The sequence below is a fragment of the Bacillus sp. B-jedd genome (assembly GCF_000821085.1).
Taxonomy (GTDB): Bacteria; Bacillota; Bacilli; order Bacillales; family Cytobacillaceae; genus Bacillus_D.
The window spans coordinates 800,220-815,883 of record NZ_CCXR01000001.1; the positions used below are offsets into that span (position 1 = coordinate 800,220).

A 15,664-nucleotide genomic window follows, 5' to 3' on the forward strand; every position below is an offset into this window, starting at 1 on the left:
AACTGCTTTGAACCAAAAGCTTTTGGAAGAGGACGAGAAAGAATCAGTAAAGGCTTAACTAAATTATAAAAACCCATAAAAGGAGAACAATATGTCAAACATTATCAATCTTACAGACTTCGCGGATGGGGCAGTTGCAGAACGTTTTAATCAGGAATTACGGAAGGTGCTGGAAAACATTGCTGACCCCAATACTGATCCAAAAAAGAAAAGGAAAATTGCATTAACTTTGGTTTTATCGGCAGATGACCAACGCGATTTGGCCCATGTGTCTATCCAGGCTAAGACGACCCTTGCACCAGCTCGAAGCATCGAGACTAAAATCATCATGGATTATGACGGTACTGGACAGGTTACCGGCGCTGAATTGAAATCAGGCGTTAAGGGACAAACATATTTGGACCCGGAAGGCGATGTTGCCGCGGACACTGGCGAAAAGATAATCAGCTTTAAGAAAACAGGAGGTCAAAAATAATGATTAAAGACGCATTGCAATACCTTATTGGACTAGGAAACGTTGAAACGCATCATGAAAATAACCAGATTTACTCGACTCAGCCACTCCATCTTTTGAAGGAACCTGTACCTTCTCCGCTTCTTGTTCGCAGCCTTTCAGGACTTGTTCAATATCTAAAATCAGAATATGACGTTGATAACACTCTTATGGTCCATGTATGCAGCCCGACGGAAGTTCTTGCATTCAGTGACCTAAATTCAAACCAAAATCGAAATGAGTACATTAAGGCTTCAGCCATGCTTCCGCAGTTCCGCTTTGAGGAATGGTATGATCCGGAAACTTTTAATATCAAGTTGCAGTCAGGCTTTGTTGCAAACGATGATCGCGATGTCATCTTAAGGGTTGTTGGCAATATCAAAGAAGAAGATGTAAAAACATATGGTGATGATGGAGTCAGTCAGTCAGTCACCGCAAAAGTAGGCGTGGCCACAGTAGCCCAGGTGGCAGTTCCTAATCCAGTCCGACTGGCGCCGTATAGGACATTTGTGGAAGTAATACAGCCAGAAAGCAATTTTGTATTCCGGATGAAAAATGGCCCTCGCTGTGCATTGTTTGAAGCAGATGGTGGTGCTTGGAAGCTTGAGGCAATGAACAACGTGAAAGCTTATCTTGAAAAGGAACTTGCTGTAGAAATCGAAGCCCGGAAAGTCATTGTAATAGCTTAATAGATTGGTTAAGTAGGGGGAGGCAGCCGGCCTTCCCTTACTAACAACTTTTGTATTGTGTCGTCATAAGGAGGTTCAAAGTGAAAATTACTGCCAGTGAAGTGAAGCATGTGTTAAGTCAGAAACACAGTCAGGATTTCTTTCTTACTGAAGTGAAAAACGGCTCAACTTGGATGGGAAAAGAACTTGCAATCATGGATGCCTTGGCAATTAAGAAGAGCTGGACTAAACCATGTTTGACAGGTTATGAGATAAAGGTTTCTCGAGCGGATTTCATGAATGACGAGAAATGGCCGTTGTATAAGGATTTATGCCATAGATTTTACTTTGCTTGTCCAAAAGGGCTCATTCTACCTGAAGAACTGCCCGATGATGTGGGCCTTGTATGGATCAATGAGGATAAAAAGCCATATACCAGAAAAAAGGCTAAGTTCAGGGATATTCAAATGTCAGCTGACATGTTTTATTACATTATTCTAAGTCGCCTGAATAACCAGGAACATCCTTTCTTTAGTAGCAAAAGAGAATTTTTTGAACAATACCTATTAGACAAGGAACAAAGGCGTACCTTGGGTTGGAAAGTCGGTACCAAGATGGCTGTTGAATTGGCTGAACTTGATCGGCAAGTGCAAGACTTTCAGCGTCAAAAAGAAAGAATGGATATGAATCAAGAAAGATTTGAATCCTTTTTAAAAGTCATGAAAAAACACGGGCTAAATGCTCATAGGTTTAATGCCGAGGAAGAACTGGATAAGGCCCTTTCTACAACGGTACCACCTAATTTTATTCGAGACCTTGAAACGATTCAGAGTGCCAGTATGAGGCTCAATGAAATGATTAAAAATCCGGAACTGCTGGAGGGGAAATAGATGGATAAAAAAGCCCTCAAAGAAGTTGAGATAACCGATGTCATTAAACACGTTTTGAGAACTACCCAAGATTATAGCGGCGAGTATTCTACTAGCTGCAACATTGATTTTTTAATTAGCCAACCGATCAAATTGTCGGTTTTTGATAAAGACTATCTCATTGACCGTATAAAGATGATTGATTTTTACGGGGATGAAATTGTATTCAGCTTTGCAAATGATAAAGAACGGTTTTGCTGTTTCCCAGTTCCGAAAACACTCATTCACAAAATCTACATTAGGATTATTCAGGAGCAAAAAACAGGAGTCATGCAAGGCTGGCGTTTCGAGGATACATTGATTGAAATTTTACGCGGTGAAAGCATTGCCACTAGCTGTTATTAGGCAACAAAAGAGTAATTATGTTCGATAGGAGTGGAAGCATGGAGCTGAACAAAATTTATAATGCTGATTGTGTGGGCGAAAGTGGCATGAAGATCCTGCCGGATAAAAGCATAGACTTAATCCTTTGTGATTTGCCCTATGGCACTACAAATTGCGCTTGGGATACTGTTATCCCCTTCAACCTTCTTTGGAGCCAATATGAACGAATTATCAAGGACAACGGAGCAATTGTATTCTTCGCTCAATCTCCCTTCGATAAAGTACTAGGAGCCAGTAATTTGCCTCTATACCGCTACGAATGGATATGGGAGAAGAATAAGGCAACGGGCCATTTAAACGCCGACAAAATGCCAATGAAAGCTCACGAAAATCTATTAGTCTTTTATAAAAAGGCACCTGTTTATAATCCTCAAATGTCAATCGGCCATAAGCCAATGAATTACGCGAAGAATAATCATAATTCAGAGGTTTACGGAAAAGGGAAACAAACTATCTGTGATGTCGGGACAACAAAAAGATACCCAAGAAGTGTACTGCAATTTCAAATAGTCAATAACGATGATCCCGATAAGGTACATCCAACACAAAAGCCGGTCGAACTTTGCGAATACATGATTAAAACATATACCAATCCAGGCGCAGTAGTTTTAGATAACTGTTCTGGAAGCGGGTCAACACTCCTAGCAGCCCTTAACACGGACAGATATTATATCGGTTTTGAGAAACATGAACCATATTACAAGAAAAGTTTGGAGCGGATTGACCGGCATACGACCCAATTGTCACTAGTTTTATGAAATAGGAGGGAGAACCGTGAGGAAAGAATACGCCGTCTACAAAGGCGACGATCTACTGGTCATGGGAACAGCCCGGGAGTGCGCGGCAGAGCTTAACGTCAGGCCCGAGACTATCAGGTGGCATAGCACTCCAACAGGGCGCAAACGGTCAGCCAGTCGTAAGAAACAGGACAAGTGCCTTGTGGTTTTAAAGTTGGACGATTAATAAAGGGGGGAGGACGTGCAACTCACACTCTTTGAAGAATCTCGAGACTATCGCGAACACATTAAGTACCGGAAGGGCATTTTTAAAACTAAAACAGAAATAATCAAAGACCTTTATGCCGAGGGGAAAGAGCGGATCTACCACGTTCTTTCCTTCGGGGGAGGCACCCAGTCTTCACATCTTTTAGAACAGCACTTCCGCGGCGAAATACATTATGACTTTATCGTTTTTTCTGATACCGGGGCTGAGCCTGATTTCATCCATTCTCAGGTAGCTTGGTGGCAGCACAGACAAAAGGAGAATGGTAACACTACCCCATTCATTATCACCGGTCACAGCAGCATGGAGGGCGGTCTGGAAGAGATGCTAATGCGTTATATCCACACGGAGTATCAAAGGTTCCAGATGCCTGTTTACTGCAATAAGATCGATGAGGAAACAGGGCAGGAAGTTGCAGCTGGGATCATGCCCAGGCAATGCACGGTGGATTTTAAGATTGTTCCGGTAAAGCAAACAGTCCGGCGGGCTGTATTAAAGCAAGTTGGCTTAACTAATAAACAAAAGATGCCAGCCGACATTGCTTTCATTATCGATATCGGCTTTTCATTCGACGAGATCAGGAGAATTAACCTTTATAAATCGCCACAGTTTAAGTACATGTATTTAGCTTATCCCCTCGTGGAAGAAGGACTTACAACGCAAGACAGCATACAGTATTTGATTGAGAATGGCTTCCCTACAAAGCGATCACGCTGCTATTTCTGTCCATTTAATTGCGACAACAGGGACATAGGCATGGACTGGAATGAAATTATTGAGGATGAACCTCTATCATTCTTGAAAGCTTGCTATTTTGATAGCCAGCTGAGGGCGATTCAGAAGACAGGTAAGAAAAACATGCGCAGCATACCTTACCTGCATGAGAAGCGGATTCCTTTAGAGGATGTTTATCCGGATGAATACAGCACTCTGTCATCAGCTTATGAAAGTGAATTTTTAGTTTGGCGTAGCAAATGGGAGAAGCGGATCAAGGATAAGTACATTCTTACTGCTTAAGCCGATGGCGACAAAGTAAGCATTTTGTTAGGAAGGAGATTATTATGTTTCAGACTGATATTTTTCAATTTCTTGACGATGATCTAGCTGTTTTTCAATCCCAAGTTAATCTGCCTTTAATTCGTGTTCATAAAAACTGGGAGTGGAAAGAGCAAAACAGAGAAGAATGGTTTTTATATTATCGGGATGCTAAAGGAAATGAAAAGTTGATTAATTGTTATACAATGCCTTGCAAAACTATTGTTAAGTCTACAAGTTTAAAGTTTATTAACTACCGATGGGTTGACGGTTTTAGAAGAGCAGCATATCAGCACGATAAATTAGTTGCTTATGAAGTTGCTCCAAATACTTGGCAACCGGCAATCTAACATATTAGCAAGTATGTCACTAAGGAGGAACGCTTTTGAATAGGGCAGAACGAAGAAGGGCGGCTCGTAGATTTGAACCGGGCCCGCCTTGGATCAAGCATGCGACACCAAGCATACAGTTATTAGCCAACGGTTGGTTTGCAGAGGTGGAGCGAGTCTACAGCAACCGTGAATATGCCGTATTGATTCGCACGGCAGATACAGAGTGGGGTCCGGTCGAACATGCAGCCATTCGTAATGTAGCAAGTTCAGATATTACTTGGGCCGAGAAACAGCGGATAAAGAATGAGATTTTCGGGCCGGAACGAATAGCGATTGAGGTTTTCCCGAAAGAAAGTGAGCTGGTGGACGAAGCTAACATGTATCACCTTTGGGTACTGCCGGAAGGAATGACATTGCCGTTCGGAATCTACCAAGGACAGTTTTGACGTAAACTTCGAAGGAGGAAGTAAGGTGAATTTTAATAAGTTAATTGAAGCTGACAGAGTAATTAACGCTTCGTCTTATCGGTATAGGTGCGATAGTTGTAGGAAGGTATTAGGTTACAAGGGAACTTGTTACGAGTGTAAAGAAAAGAGGAAAACGAAAATGACAAAAAAAGTATACGAGATTAAAGATATTGGCGGGCTTTTGGTAGATTCAATTATCGATTTGCAGCAGTTACAAACAAAAATCAAAAGTGTGGATGATGAAAACCATACTCTTGGCGTCGCAATAAATACCGTGGAACACAGGCTACATGCGGTTTCAGATTTACTTGAAACAGAGGTAAAGGAACTGAGGGTTTGTTTGCACAAAAAAGGCGCTCATACACTGGAACGACAATCAAACGGAAGATGGTTTCTGGATAGCAAAGAAATCCCGGAAGAAGATGCGATCGGGGAGCTGGTGGAGGCTGTCCGGGATTTAGGATACTGGTGCCAGGTTGCTAAAGATGTTTTGCCTCAAGAGCAATTTGAGACTGTCCAGGAAGCTTACGAATACAAGGAGAAGGAGGATTGACCAAAAACGTGACATAAGAAAGGACGGTAAAACTTCCTTAAATTAAATTGAAAACTGAATACTGTTAGTGGTAAAGTTCGATTATAGGGGTGAGTTTAATGACGAACTTTGAACGCTTGAAATCACTGGATAGCGAGTATGAAATGACTGATTTAATAATGTATGTCCTTTCTACACGCTATAGTGAAATCATTAAAGGTGATGGAACGCTAGATGGAATCCCTTTATTGAGATGGTTACAAGAAGATCACCAGAAAGCCACTGACAAATAAATTGTTGGTGGCTTTTTATTTTGCACAGTTCGGTTCTATGGCGACACAATGATAGATCAGTTGTTATATAAGGAGGTTGAAAATGGCTGATTTAGTAATTAAAAAAAGTGAGGAAGGATTTACTGTTTGGTCAAGCTTTGCAGGAATCCCAGTTGTAGTTACGGATGCTCCGAAAGAACGACTTAAAACACATCCAGAATACATGCTTGGCTTTGTCCAACTTCTTTTTGAAGAGTACGAGAAACAGCGGCAGGAAATATCACAATTAAAGAACAACGTCGATGGTTATCGTTCAAATTGGTATAAATCCTCCAATAAAGTTATCGAGCAACGAGAAGTAATAGAGCGTTTAAGACAGGATTTAATAAAAAAAGACAATATGATGGGTAACTTACTTGATAGTTCTTCTACCAGAAAGGGGAGTGAAGAATGATTGTTCGCAAGATCTGGAAAAGCAAAAAGATGACAGGCAATATTTTCACAATGCATCCATTACTCCAGAAAGAGCAAAGGAAATCATTAGTGTGGATCCCGACCTATTCAAAGAATTATATGGAGAAGAGTTGGAAGAGGCGTAGGGCTCAGTTCTGTTAATAATGAAAGGGGGAAAAATCTTGAGCAAAAAGGTAGCTAGTCCACGGCCTTCAGCTCCATACAGCCAGGGAGGAAACCAAGTAAAAAACCTAATAGTAGGTATGCCAGTTGATATTTACAGCTGTGATGGATGCGGCAGGGCGATAGTGGTTGAAAAAGATTCTGAGATTGCTGTTTGCCCATATACAGATTGCGGTACGGATCTCTACGAGTATTCTCATTCTGGTGAGGTAATTACCGGTAAGGCATCGGAGATATTTAAACAACAACAGGCCATCATTGATACGCAGGAAAAGCGGATTAAGACTAAGCAGGAGCGGATCCACGGGCTAGTCATGCATCAGTTGAATGGAGAAAGGGGCAATTAAATGCACTGCCCAGTATGCGGACGATCTACCAGAGTAAAGGATGTCCGTGAATTAAAGCATGAGTCAAAAAGCAGGCGGAGGGTATGTTCATCAGGGCACGCCTTCCGCACCTATGAGATAAGCGATGAGCGTTATCAGGAACTGATTGACAATGAGGTACTAATTGGAAGGATGCAAAAGCTACTGAAGGTTTATGACGAATAGACTCTAATTTTGACGCAAACAAAAATTGAAAGGTTGATGAAAATGAGAAAGATACTAGCAGTAACTATTGCAGGTATCATGTTAATTATTCTAGCAGGGTGTACGGAAGCGGATACCGTTTCGGATAACCTGTCCAAATCGGCGGACTCATTCGAGGTGCAGAGAAGGGTCGTGTTCCTTAACGGAATAACAGATAAGTATCTGCTTAGTGTTGAGGGTTTTTGTTCAATTAATACTGAGAGCGCAAAGAAGTTGAGTGTCACGTGCAAGGTAGGGGAAAAATCATACAAGAAGCATTATCTCGGATTAAGCGATAACGTCACGTATTTCGTTGAACAGCTTGAACCAAAAACAGAAGACCCTTTCCATTACAAAGTGCTCTTCAGACCCGAATCTATCGTTCCTGATATAGACATTCAAACTAGCAAATAAAGTATAGTGACGCATTTCGGATTAATCGAGAAGGAGGACTCTTATGTTACAAGTTACAATCCTATCAATTCTTGTATTTAATTTTGGTTTTGTCGCAGGTACTGCCTGGGCGGGTCGGAGTAGATAAAAGAAACAAATCAAAATCCCAAGCGCGTGGGAATATTGGGGGAAATCATAGTTGAATACTAAGCAGATGGAAGCAGTCGTGAAGCTGGCAGTGGAGACGGCCCTCGAGCACATGGAGAAGGATAAGCTTAAGAAACACAAGGAGCGGAGAGATAGGCGTCTCCGGAACACGAAATTGCTGTTGAGGAATTACCGGAATCTTGTCATACATTGTCAAGACATTAAGTTGGAGTTGTCGGGAATCGATGATGTGCTTTTGATGGAGGAACTGGACGGCGAGGACTTAGCCCTTGAGGCGATTAAACGGAGTAAGCAAAGAACCTTAGCCGTTGTCCAGTTCATCCAGAATATGCTTGATATTTATAAGCTGATCTGCGAAAGGTCTAATCGGCCAGAAGATATCAGGAGGTATTCAGTCATCAAGAAAATGTACATTGATGAGCCGAGAACTACTGTGGAAAATATCGCCGAATGTCACTCTGTCGAAAAGCGAACAATCTTCCGCGATGTCGAAAAAGCCTGTAAAGACTTGTCGGGACTGCTTTTCGGGGTCGACAGCATCCAATTTTAACCGGCATGAAAGATGTCACAAACGTGTCATTTCCAAGCCATAATGAATGTGGTAGCATGATAGTATGCGATAATTATAAAAGTGTAGAAAAAGCGCCCATCTAGTCGAGATGAGGCGCTTTTTTATTTACTCCGATCCTGGCCACGGCTGACTGTTTGGGCGGCAGACCGTGGCTTTCGTTTACCCTCCTTTCACGTCCGTGACTGCAGCGGATAAGGATTGGATCGCAGCGGCATGCTGCCCGCCGAAGTAAGAGGTGGCACTAAACCAAATAATATTAAGGAGTTGTTGTGACATGGCTGAACAGCGCGAGTCGAGCAATGATAGTTTGAAAGTAAAAATTGAGGTGGAATGTGCCGAGGCATTGAAAGGATTGAAGGCAGTAACACGAGAAGCTAAGAAGGCTACTGCTGCATTGAAAGAATTAGAAGAACAGCAAAAGAAAGTAGAGTTTGTTGTTCCTTTAAATCTGGACGGTAAAGCCGTAGCAAAAGTGTTACATGAAAACCTTAACCCTGAGTTACTGAGGAAGGATGACAGCATCACTTGCATAGACTGCGGCGAAAAGATAAGTAAAAATCATCCGATATTTATGCATGAATGCAAAGGCAAATCCTAATTCAAAAATAATCTGGTAGGAGGAATGCAGTATGCAATTGACAGAGTATCAAGAAGCCAGGCTACAAACATTAGCTGAACAAACGGGCATTGCCTATGATGATTTAATAGATGCATGTCAGAGAATTGTTAATTCAGTAAAGAGTTTATGGGAAGGGTTAAGAGTTTTAGCTAAACAACTTATAAGATACACACAAGTGTGTGATCATCCTGTGGATAAAGTTGGATGGTACCCACCACGGATGCTGATGCTTAAGAGCCAGGTGATGGTTAGGATGCCAGTGCTACATAGAGCACGGAGCAACCTTTAATGCTTAAGAGCTGCAGTTATTGTGGAGGCATCCATGACCGTAAGTATCAATGTCCAAGCAAACCTAAAAGGAACAAGCAACCAACTTACATTGATAAGTTCAGATGGACCAGAGCCTGGCAAAAGAAACGCAAACATATCAATGAGCGTGATAAGTATATGTGCCAGGTATGCATCCGTGAACTGTTTAATACACAACTCAAGTACAACTTCACTGATATAGAGGTCCATCATATTACATCCATTGCTGAAGACTGGAACAGTCGCCTGGACGATGACAATCTCATCTGTCTATGTTCTTCTCACCATAAGATGGCAGAGGTTGAGGAGATACCAAAGGCGCTATTGTATGAAATTGTCGAAAAACAGGAAAAAATGTCGAATAGGTGACCCCCCGGGGGTATACCCCTTTCGAGGGCCTCCGTGAACACCCACTGTGCAGGTTCGCTCGATAAAAATTCCCGAAATGAAAAATATTAGGAGGTATTACTGTAGTGATTAAGAAAATATTAGTGGAAACTCATTCTAGTCGTGGATATATCTTTGCTAGATACAAGGTGAAGCTGTTCGGAATAACCATTTTTACAATCGATAAACCACTTAATTAATAAATTATAAAATCAAGAATAGGAGGTGAGGAAATGGCGAGGCCTACCAAAAGTGTTAAGACTATGAGTAAGAATCTTACAAAAGAAGAAATTGCGGCCAGGTTGGAAACGGAAGAAAAACTAAAGGGTTCTGCCGATAACATTTCCCCTCCTAAACATTTGAATGCCAGGCAAAAGAAAATATTTAACTACATTGTCCAGGAGCTAAAGGCTAGTAAAATTTTAGGCAACCTGGACATTTTTATATTGGGAACCGCAGCCATAGCCATAGATCGCTTGCAGGAAATAGAAAAAAAGATTAATAAAAATCCTGATTTAATTCTAAGTAAAGAAGTCATGAAGGCCAAGGCAGAATATAACAAAGAGTTTTTCCGCTGTTGTAATGAATTGAGTTTGTCGCCACAATCTCGAGCCAAGTTAGGGAACATTAACGTACAAACAAAACAGCAAGACGATGATCCATTGCTAAAAGTTCTAAAGGGCGGCAGAAAATGAGTATCCTTTTGGCTAAGGCAAAACGCTATGCCGAAAAGGTTGTGGCTGGTAAAGAAATTACGACAAAAGAGGTTATTATACAGTGCCATTGGTTTTTAAAGGATTTGGACCGACAGCATGAAGATGATTTTATTTATTATTTTGACGAAGAAGTAACAGAAACCATTGAAGGAATCCTGGCATTATTAAACTTTGCTACAGGTCTCGGAGTTGTAGGTAAACCAATTATTGATGGCTTGGAAGATTTCCAGGCTTTTTTTCTTGCCAACATTTTTGGATGGCGGTTCCAAGAGGATCCCGAAAAGTTTAGGTACCGGGATGTGACTCTATTTATCCCAAGGAAAAACGCCAAGACGTTTATTTGCGCTCTTATCCTCATCATCTTGATGCTGACCGAAGATGATTATTCAGAATTTTACTCTATTTGCCTGGATAGGGAACTGGCCGGTGAAGTCAAGAAGGCCATGACCCAGATTCTCAACGCCAGTCCATACATCGGCAAGCATTTTACCATACCCAAAACGCTGAGTGGGAAGTTAAATTGCAAGCTCACAAACAGCTTTTACCAAGCGAGAACAGCTGAAGCGAATAGAAATAACTCCATTCGCCCAAGTGCTTTTATTGCGGATGAGGTTGGAGCCTTCAAAGACTACAGTAACATTAATGCCATGAAGTCCGGCCAACTTAACGTAAAAAACCCATTACGCTTCAAACTGACCACGGCCTATGCAGAGGACAAGTCCATCATGCTCGAAGAACTTGCTTATATCAAAAAGGTCTTTGCCGGATTGATTGATGATGACCGTATGTTTGCTTTGCTGTATTATGCAGAGCCGGATCACCTATGGGATGATACAGGGCTCTACCAGGCAAACCCATTGCGAATTGAGGAAAACTATAACGAGATTCGGGACAACCGAAAAACAGCGATAGAGAAGCCTACAGAACGAGAAGAATACCTCTGTAAGCACATGAACCATTTCCTCCCGTCCAATAGTGGTGAAGCTTATATCAATATTGAGGATTTGAGGAAATGTAAAGTCGACAGTTTTGATTGGTCCGGCCGACAAGTGTGGGTGGGCTTGGATCTGGCCATGACCAATGACAACTGCTCATATTCCATGGTCACGGAAGAGGATTGGGAGATATACGCTGAATCATTCGCATTTGTGCCAGAAGGAAGGATTCCTGAAAAGAATAGGACTGAGAAAATCAATTATCACGAATTTATTCAGGCAGGTAATTGCTTCGCTTGTGGGGACATGACGGTGGATTACGGATTTATAGAGGAGATGGTCCTTGCCATAGAAGAAAAACACAATGTTATTGTCAGGGGGATAGGTTATGACCGATATAACTGCTTATCCAGTGCCCAAAGATTTGAAAGGGAAGGTTACAAAACCGTTGAAGTCAAACAGCATTCTTCAGTCCTTCATCCGGCCACCAAGCTATTAAGGGAAAAAATAGTCAATAAAGAATTCCATTACACTGAAAACAAATTGTATGAGGAAAACTTCCAAAACGCTAAGGTTACTGAGGACACTAACAAAAATATTTACGTTAACAAGAAAAAGTCTAATGGGAAAGTGGACATGGTTGTCAGTACAATCAATGCCATTTATTTGATGCAGCAGGATGTGATTTTCAATCCGGATGCTAACTGGGGTGCCCAGGTTATTTAGAAGGAGGTGAGAATTTGGGACTGTGGCAAAAGTGGAAAGAATTCAGGTCCTTTCAACAGGCAGAACAGCGCCAAACATTAGAAGACCTTTTGTTAAGCGCCGGTTTAATAACAGGAGATATCACAAAAGAACAAGCTTTGAATATTCCAGCAGTGAGTTCTTGCGTGGGCATTATCTCTGATACTGTAGCCAGTCTCCCGGTAATCTTGTACAAAGCTGAAGAAGGTAGGGTTACAGAGATTGAAAGGGATAATCGCGTTGATCTCTTAAACGATGACACAAAGGATACAATGGACGCGTTTCAATTCAAAAAAGCCCTGGTGGAAGATTATCTGCTGGCAGGCGCCGGTTATTCGTTTATCAACCGTGAGAGGAATAATGTAAAAAGCCTCCACTACGTGGATAACAGAAATGTGGCTGTTAATATGAATGCCGATCCTATCTTTAAAAGCTATGATATCTTGGTTCATGGGTCAATGTATCGAGATTTCGAGTTTCTTAAAATCACCAGGAAAAGCAAGGATGGAGTGACAGGGAAGGGAATCATCCTGGAGAATAACAGGCTGCTATCTGTGGCCTATAATACACTCATATTTGAAGATTTCCTTGTCAAAACAGGCGGTAACAAAAAAGGATTTTTGAAGAGCCAGGGCCGGTTGAGCAAAGAAGCTATAAATGAATTAAAGGCTGCCTGGAACAACCTTTATAAAAATAACACTGAAAATGTCGTTGTTTTAAACAATGGACTTGATTTCCAGGAAGCATCTAACACCTCTGTGGAAATGCAATTGAATGAGAATAAACAAACCAATTCCTCGGAAATTTGTAAAGTTTTTGTTGTTCCCCCATCCATACTCGATGGAACGGCCAACGACGAAGTGTACAACAACTGGATAAAGGTTTGCATTTTGCCGATTTTGATAGCATTGCAAACTGCGCTAAACAAAGACCTTTTGCTTCCTAGCGAAAAAGGGTCTTTTTATTTTGCCTTTGACACAAAGGAACTATTTAAAGGCGATATGTTAAAACGTTACCAAGCATATGAAATTGCCATCAAAAACGGCTTTATGCAGTGGGATGAAGTCAGGTATATAGAGGACCTTGAGCCTTACGGAGTCGATTTCATCAAATTGGGCCTCCAGGATGTACTTTATAATCCGAAGACCAAAGAGATCTACACGCCGAACACGAACAAATCAACAAAAATTGATGAGCCAGCTCCGGCCTTGGGAGGAGGTGATGACGATGAGAATAGAAATCCGAGGGAACCAGGTGCTGCTTGATGGTTATGTGAACGCGGTTGACCGGGAAAGCAGGGTATTGCCTTCCCCGAGAGGTCGCTTTATTGAAAAGATAAAGCCAAAAACCTTTGAAAAAGCCCTGCAAAAGGCTGATGACGTGGAGCTTCGCTTCAACCACGAAAAGACTAGGAAACTAGGTTCGATTCGTGAAGGAAATCTGCAATTATACGAGGACAATATTGGTCTTCGTGCCATTGCGACTGTAACCGATGAAGACATTATTGCCAAGGCAAAAAATCAAGAGCTTCGCGGGTGGTCCTTTGGGTTTGTAGACAACGATCCTGATTGGGAAGATGGGCCAGATGGCATCCAGCGCAGGACATTGAAGGATATTGACCTCTTAGAAGTGTCCATTTTAGATAAAACCCCAGCCTATATTGCTACATCGATTGAAGCTCGAGGCGAAGAAGAGGTTATCACCGAGAATAGAAGTGATGATTTTAAAGCTGAAATCGAGGATTTATCGCCAAAAAATGAAGAAAAACGTGAAAAAGTTGATCATTCTCTTCTCGCAAGAGAGTTAGAATATCTCAAATTGAAAGGTGGAAAATAAGATGTCATTTTACAATGTATTAGCAAAGCCAGTTGTCGAGTTTCGTTCTATGCCGTCACTTTTGGAGCAGCGTAACAACCTGCTTGACGAAATGGATGGGATCCTTAACAAAGCCAAAGCCGAAACACGTGCTTTAGCTGACGATGAGAGCAAACGATTCGACGAAATCAAAGGGGAAATCTCGAAGATCGACAAGACTTTGGCTGCCCAGGAAGAGGCTCGTTCCTTCGAGAAAAAGAATCCAGTCAAAAAGACCGAAGCGGAGGAGCTAGCTGAAGCCGAAGTAAGGGCTTTTGAAAACTATATCCGTGGAGTGGTAGAATCCCGAGCGGATGTAAATCTGACTGTCGGTGATAATGGAGCAGTTATCCCTACATCCATTGCCCAAAAGATCATCAAGAAAGTTTATGATTTGTCTCCGATCTATCAACTGGCCACTCGTTATAACGTAGGTGGAACTCTTACCATTCCATACTACGATGAGACAGCTCAAAAAATCACAATGACTTATGCCACGGAGTTTGAAGAGTTGGAATCTACTTCTGGCAAATTTAAGAACATTGAATTGAAGGGCTTCCTGGCCGGGGCACTCAGCAAAGTTTCCAAGTCTCTGATCAACAACTCCTCCTTCGATATTGTAAGCTTTGTCGTTAATGCCATGGCCGAATCTATCGCAAGGTGGATTGAAAACGAGCTTCTGAATGGAACTGCTGAAAAGGTTTCCGGACTTTCAACTGTTACTCAAAAAATCGATGCCGCAAGCTCCATTGCTGTTACAGCTGACGAGTTAATCGATGTACAGGAAGAGGTACCTGACGCTTACCAGGGTAATGCAATTTGGATTATGAACAAGGCAACTAGAAAGGCTATTCGTAAATTAAAGGATGGCCAGGGCAATTACCTCCTTAACAAGGATGCTACAGCGCGTTGGGGTTATTCTCTGCTTGGAAAAGATGTATACACTTCGGTAAACATGCCGGCAATGGCTGCGGGCAAAACAGCAATCTATTACGGAGAAATGGATGGCCTTGCTGTTAAGTTGTCAGAGGATGTGTCTATTGAAGTCCTGCGTGAAAAATATGCCACTCAGCACGCAGTTGGAGTTGTAGGCTGGATTGAAATTGACTCTAAGGTAGAGAACGCTCAGAAAATTGCCAAGCTAGTAATGAAGGCTGGCGCATAATTTGAAGGTGGAGCAATCCACCTTCTTTTTTAAGGGGGTGGAAAGATGAAAGTAAAAGCATTGGTTAGCTTTTCCGGTCTTGTCACGATGGGGAGAGGCGAGGTAAAAGACATTAAGGATAAAGTGATTATTGCCGATTTGCGTAAAGCTGGGTTTGTTGAAGAAATTAAGCCGAAAAAAGGTGAAAACGATGAAGATTAGCGAGGTCTCCGTACAGGATTTAAAGGACTACGCTCACGTTTTCCACGGCGAAGACGACAAGTTGTTTGATGGTATTTTGGCTGCTGGTATAGCTTTTATTAAGGGCTATACAGGACTATCAGCTGAGCAAATGGATACCAAAGAGGATCTGACAATCGCCTTGAAGGTCCTGTCCAATGAAATGTACGACAATCGAACTTTCACTGTAGAAAATGACAAGGTGAATAAGGTAATAAAGTCAATTCTGGATATGCACTCCATCAATTTATTGTAGGGTGATTTC

Annotated in this window: 26 protein-coding genes; all 26 read left to right on the forward strand. The window is 41.8% G+C overall.

The annotated features are described in order from the left end of the window. Positions 1 to 91 precede the first annotated feature (91 nt). The 26 genes from BN1002_RS03975 (at position 92) to BN1002_RS04090 (ending at position 15,655) form a co-directional block, all read left to right on the forward strand. A complete protein-coding gene (locus tag BN1002_RS03975; protein ID WP_048823717.1) occupies positions 92 to 475 on the forward strand; it encodes a hypothetical protein in 384 nt (127 codons plus the stop codon). Then, positions 475 to 1,182: a hypothetical protein gene (locus BN1002_RS03980; protein ID WP_048823718.1), complete on the forward strand. Its 708-nt coding sequence runs from the start codon at positions 475 to 477 to the stop codon at positions 1,180 to 1,182. Before BN1002_RS03975 ends, BN1002_RS03980 begins: the two co-directional genes overlap by 1 nt. Before the next feature lie 80 nt (positions 1,183 to 1,262). Further along, complete coding sequence (locus tag BN1002_RS03985) at positions 1,263 to 2,051, forward strand: MmcB family DNA repair protein (RefSeq protein WP_048823719.1); 789 nt, start codon at positions 1,263 to 1,265, stop codon at positions 2,049 to 2,051. Further along, positions 2,052 to 2,435 (forward strand): hypothetical protein, encoded by a 384-nt coding sequence (locus BN1002_RS03990; RefSeq protein ID WP_048823720.1) that lies wholly within the window; start codon positions 2,052 to 2,054, stop codon positions 2,433 to 2,435. Positions 2,436 to 2,473: 38 nt separating this feature from the next. Then, positions 2,474 to 3,232: a DNA-methyltransferase gene (locus tag BN1002_RS03995; protein WP_048823721.1), complete on the forward strand. Its 759-nt coding sequence runs from the start codon at positions 2,474 to 2,476 to the stop codon at positions 3,230 to 3,232. Between the two features lie 220 nt (positions 3,233 to 3,452). Further along, the gene (locus BN1002_RS04005) at positions 3,453 to 4,493 is read left to right on the forward strand and encodes a hypothetical protein (protein WP_048823723.1); all 1,041 of its coding nucleotides are present in this window, start codon (positions 3,453 to 3,455) and stop codon (positions 4,491 to 4,493) included. A 44-nt stretch (positions 4,494 to 4,537) separates the two neighbouring features. Continuing rightward, on the forward strand, positions 4,538 to 4,861 hold the full coding sequence (locus tag BN1002_RS04010) for a hypothetical protein (protein WP_048823724.1): 324 nt from the start codon (positions 4,538 to 4,540) through the stop codon (positions 4,859 to 4,861). 35 nt (positions 4,862 to 4,896) lie between these two features. Further along, positions 4,897 to 5,289 (forward strand): DUF7694 domain-containing protein, encoded by a 393-nt coding sequence (locus BN1002_RS04015; RefSeq protein WP_197072736.1) that lies wholly within the window; start codon positions 4,897 to 4,899, stop codon positions 5,287 to 5,289. Between the two features lie 160 nt (positions 5,290 to 5,449). Next, the gene (locus tag BN1002_RS04020; protein ID WP_231574969.1) at positions 5,450 to 5,863 is read left to right on the forward strand and encodes a hypothetical protein; all 414 of its coding nucleotides are present in this window, start codon (positions 5,450 to 5,452) and stop codon (positions 5,861 to 5,863) included. A 98-nt stretch (positions 5,864 to 5,961) separates the two neighbouring features. Further along, on the forward strand, positions 5,962 to 6,135 hold the full coding sequence (locus BN1002_RS23555) for a hypothetical protein (RefSeq protein ID WP_156129692.1): 174 nt from the start codon (positions 5,962 to 5,964) through the stop codon (positions 6,133 to 6,135). Positions 6,136 to 6,217: 82 nt separating this feature from the next. Next, positions 6,218 to 6,568 (forward strand): hypothetical protein, encoded by a 351-nt coding sequence (locus tag BN1002_RS04025; protein ID WP_048823725.1) that lies wholly within the window; start codon positions 6,218 to 6,220, stop codon positions 6,566 to 6,568. Beyond that, entirely contained in the window at positions 6,558 to 6,713 is a 156-nt protein-coding gene (locus BN1002_RS23560) for a hypothetical protein (RefSeq protein WP_156129693.1), read from the forward strand. The genes BN1002_RS04025 and BN1002_RS23560 overlap by 11 nt, the downstream gene beginning before the upstream one ends. Positions 6,714 to 6,749: 36 nt before the next feature. Further along, on the forward strand, positions 6,750 to 7,097 hold the full coding sequence (locus tag BN1002_RS04030; RefSeq protein WP_048823726.1) for a hypothetical protein: 348 nt from the start codon (positions 6,750 to 6,752) through the stop codon (positions 7,095 to 7,097). Further along, positions 7,098 to 7,301 (forward strand): NrdR family transcriptional regulator, encoded by a 204-nt coding sequence (locus BN1002_RS04035; protein WP_048823727.1) that lies wholly within the window; start codon positions 7,098 to 7,100, stop codon positions 7,299 to 7,301. Positions 7,302 to 7,343: 42 nt separating this feature from the next. Beyond that, positions 7,344 to 7,733, forward strand: coding sequence for a beta-sandwich lipoprotein (locus BN1002_RS04040; RefSeq protein WP_048823728.1), 390 nt, complete (start codon positions 7,344 to 7,346; stop codon positions 7,731 to 7,733). 178 nt (positions 7,734 to 7,911) lie between these two features. After that, positions 7,912 to 8,430 carry a hypothetical protein gene (locus BN1002_RS04045; RefSeq protein WP_048823729.1) on the forward strand — a complete coding sequence of 173 codons (519 nt, stop codon included), beginning with the start codon at positions 7,912 to 7,914 and terminating at the stop codon, positions 8,428 to 8,430. 295 nt (positions 8,431 to 8,725) lie between these two features. Then, a complete protein-coding gene (locus BN1002_RS23990) occupies positions 8,726 to 9,049 on the forward strand; it encodes a hypothetical protein (protein ID WP_048823730.1) in 324 nt (107 codons plus the stop codon). Positions 9,050 to 9,080: 31 nt separating this feature from the next. Next, complete coding sequence (locus tag BN1002_RS04055; RefSeq protein WP_048823731.1) at positions 9,081 to 9,359, forward strand: hypothetical protein; 279 nt, start codon at positions 9,081 to 9,083, stop codon at positions 9,357 to 9,359. Continuing rightward, positions 9,359 to 9,748 (forward strand): HNH endonuclease signature motif containing protein, encoded by a 390-nt coding sequence (locus tag BN1002_RS04060; RefSeq protein WP_048823733.1) that lies wholly within the window; start codon positions 9,359 to 9,361, stop codon positions 9,746 to 9,748. Before BN1002_RS04055 ends, BN1002_RS04060 begins: the two co-directional genes overlap by 1 nt. A 251-nt stretch (positions 9,749 to 9,999) precedes the next feature. After that, positions 10,000 to 10,461, forward strand: coding sequence for a phage terminase small subunit P27 family (locus BN1002_RS04065; protein WP_048823734.1), 462 nt, complete (start codon positions 10,000 to 10,002; stop codon positions 10,459 to 10,461). Continuing rightward, complete coding sequence (locus tag BN1002_RS04070; RefSeq protein ID WP_048823735.1) at positions 10,458 to 12,143, forward strand: terminase large subunit; 1,686 nt, start codon at positions 10,458 to 10,460, stop codon at positions 12,141 to 12,143. Before BN1002_RS04065 ends, BN1002_RS04070 begins: the two co-directional genes overlap by 4 nt. A 14-nt stretch (positions 12,144 to 12,157) precedes the next feature. Then, entirely contained in the window at positions 12,158 to 13,426 is a 1,269-nt protein-coding gene (locus BN1002_RS04075; RefSeq protein WP_048823736.1) for a phage portal protein, read from the forward strand. Then, on the forward strand, positions 13,389 to 13,997 hold the full coding sequence (locus BN1002_RS04080) for an HK97 family phage prohead protease (RefSeq protein ID WP_048823737.1): 609 nt from the start codon (positions 13,389 to 13,391) through the stop codon (positions 13,995 to 13,997). The genes BN1002_RS04075 and BN1002_RS04080 overlap by 38 nt, the downstream gene beginning before the upstream one ends. A 1-nt stretch (position 13,998) precedes the next feature. After that, positions 13,999 to 15,180: a phage major capsid protein gene (locus BN1002_RS04085; protein WP_048823738.1), complete on the forward strand. Its 1,182-nt coding sequence runs from the start codon at positions 13,999 to 14,001 to the stop codon at positions 15,178 to 15,180. A 45-nt stretch (positions 15,181 to 15,225) separates the two neighbouring features. After that, on the forward strand, positions 15,226 to 15,381 hold the full coding sequence (locus BN1002_RS23995; protein WP_197072737.1) for a hypothetical protein: 156 nt from the start codon (positions 15,226 to 15,228) through the stop codon (positions 15,379 to 15,381). Then, complete coding sequence (locus BN1002_RS04090) at positions 15,371 to 15,655, forward strand: head-tail connector protein (protein ID WP_048823739.1); 285 nt, start codon at positions 15,371 to 15,373, stop codon at positions 15,653 to 15,655. Before BN1002_RS23995 ends, BN1002_RS04090 begins: the two co-directional genes overlap by 11 nt. Positions 15,656 to 15,664: the final 9 nt, after the last annotated feature.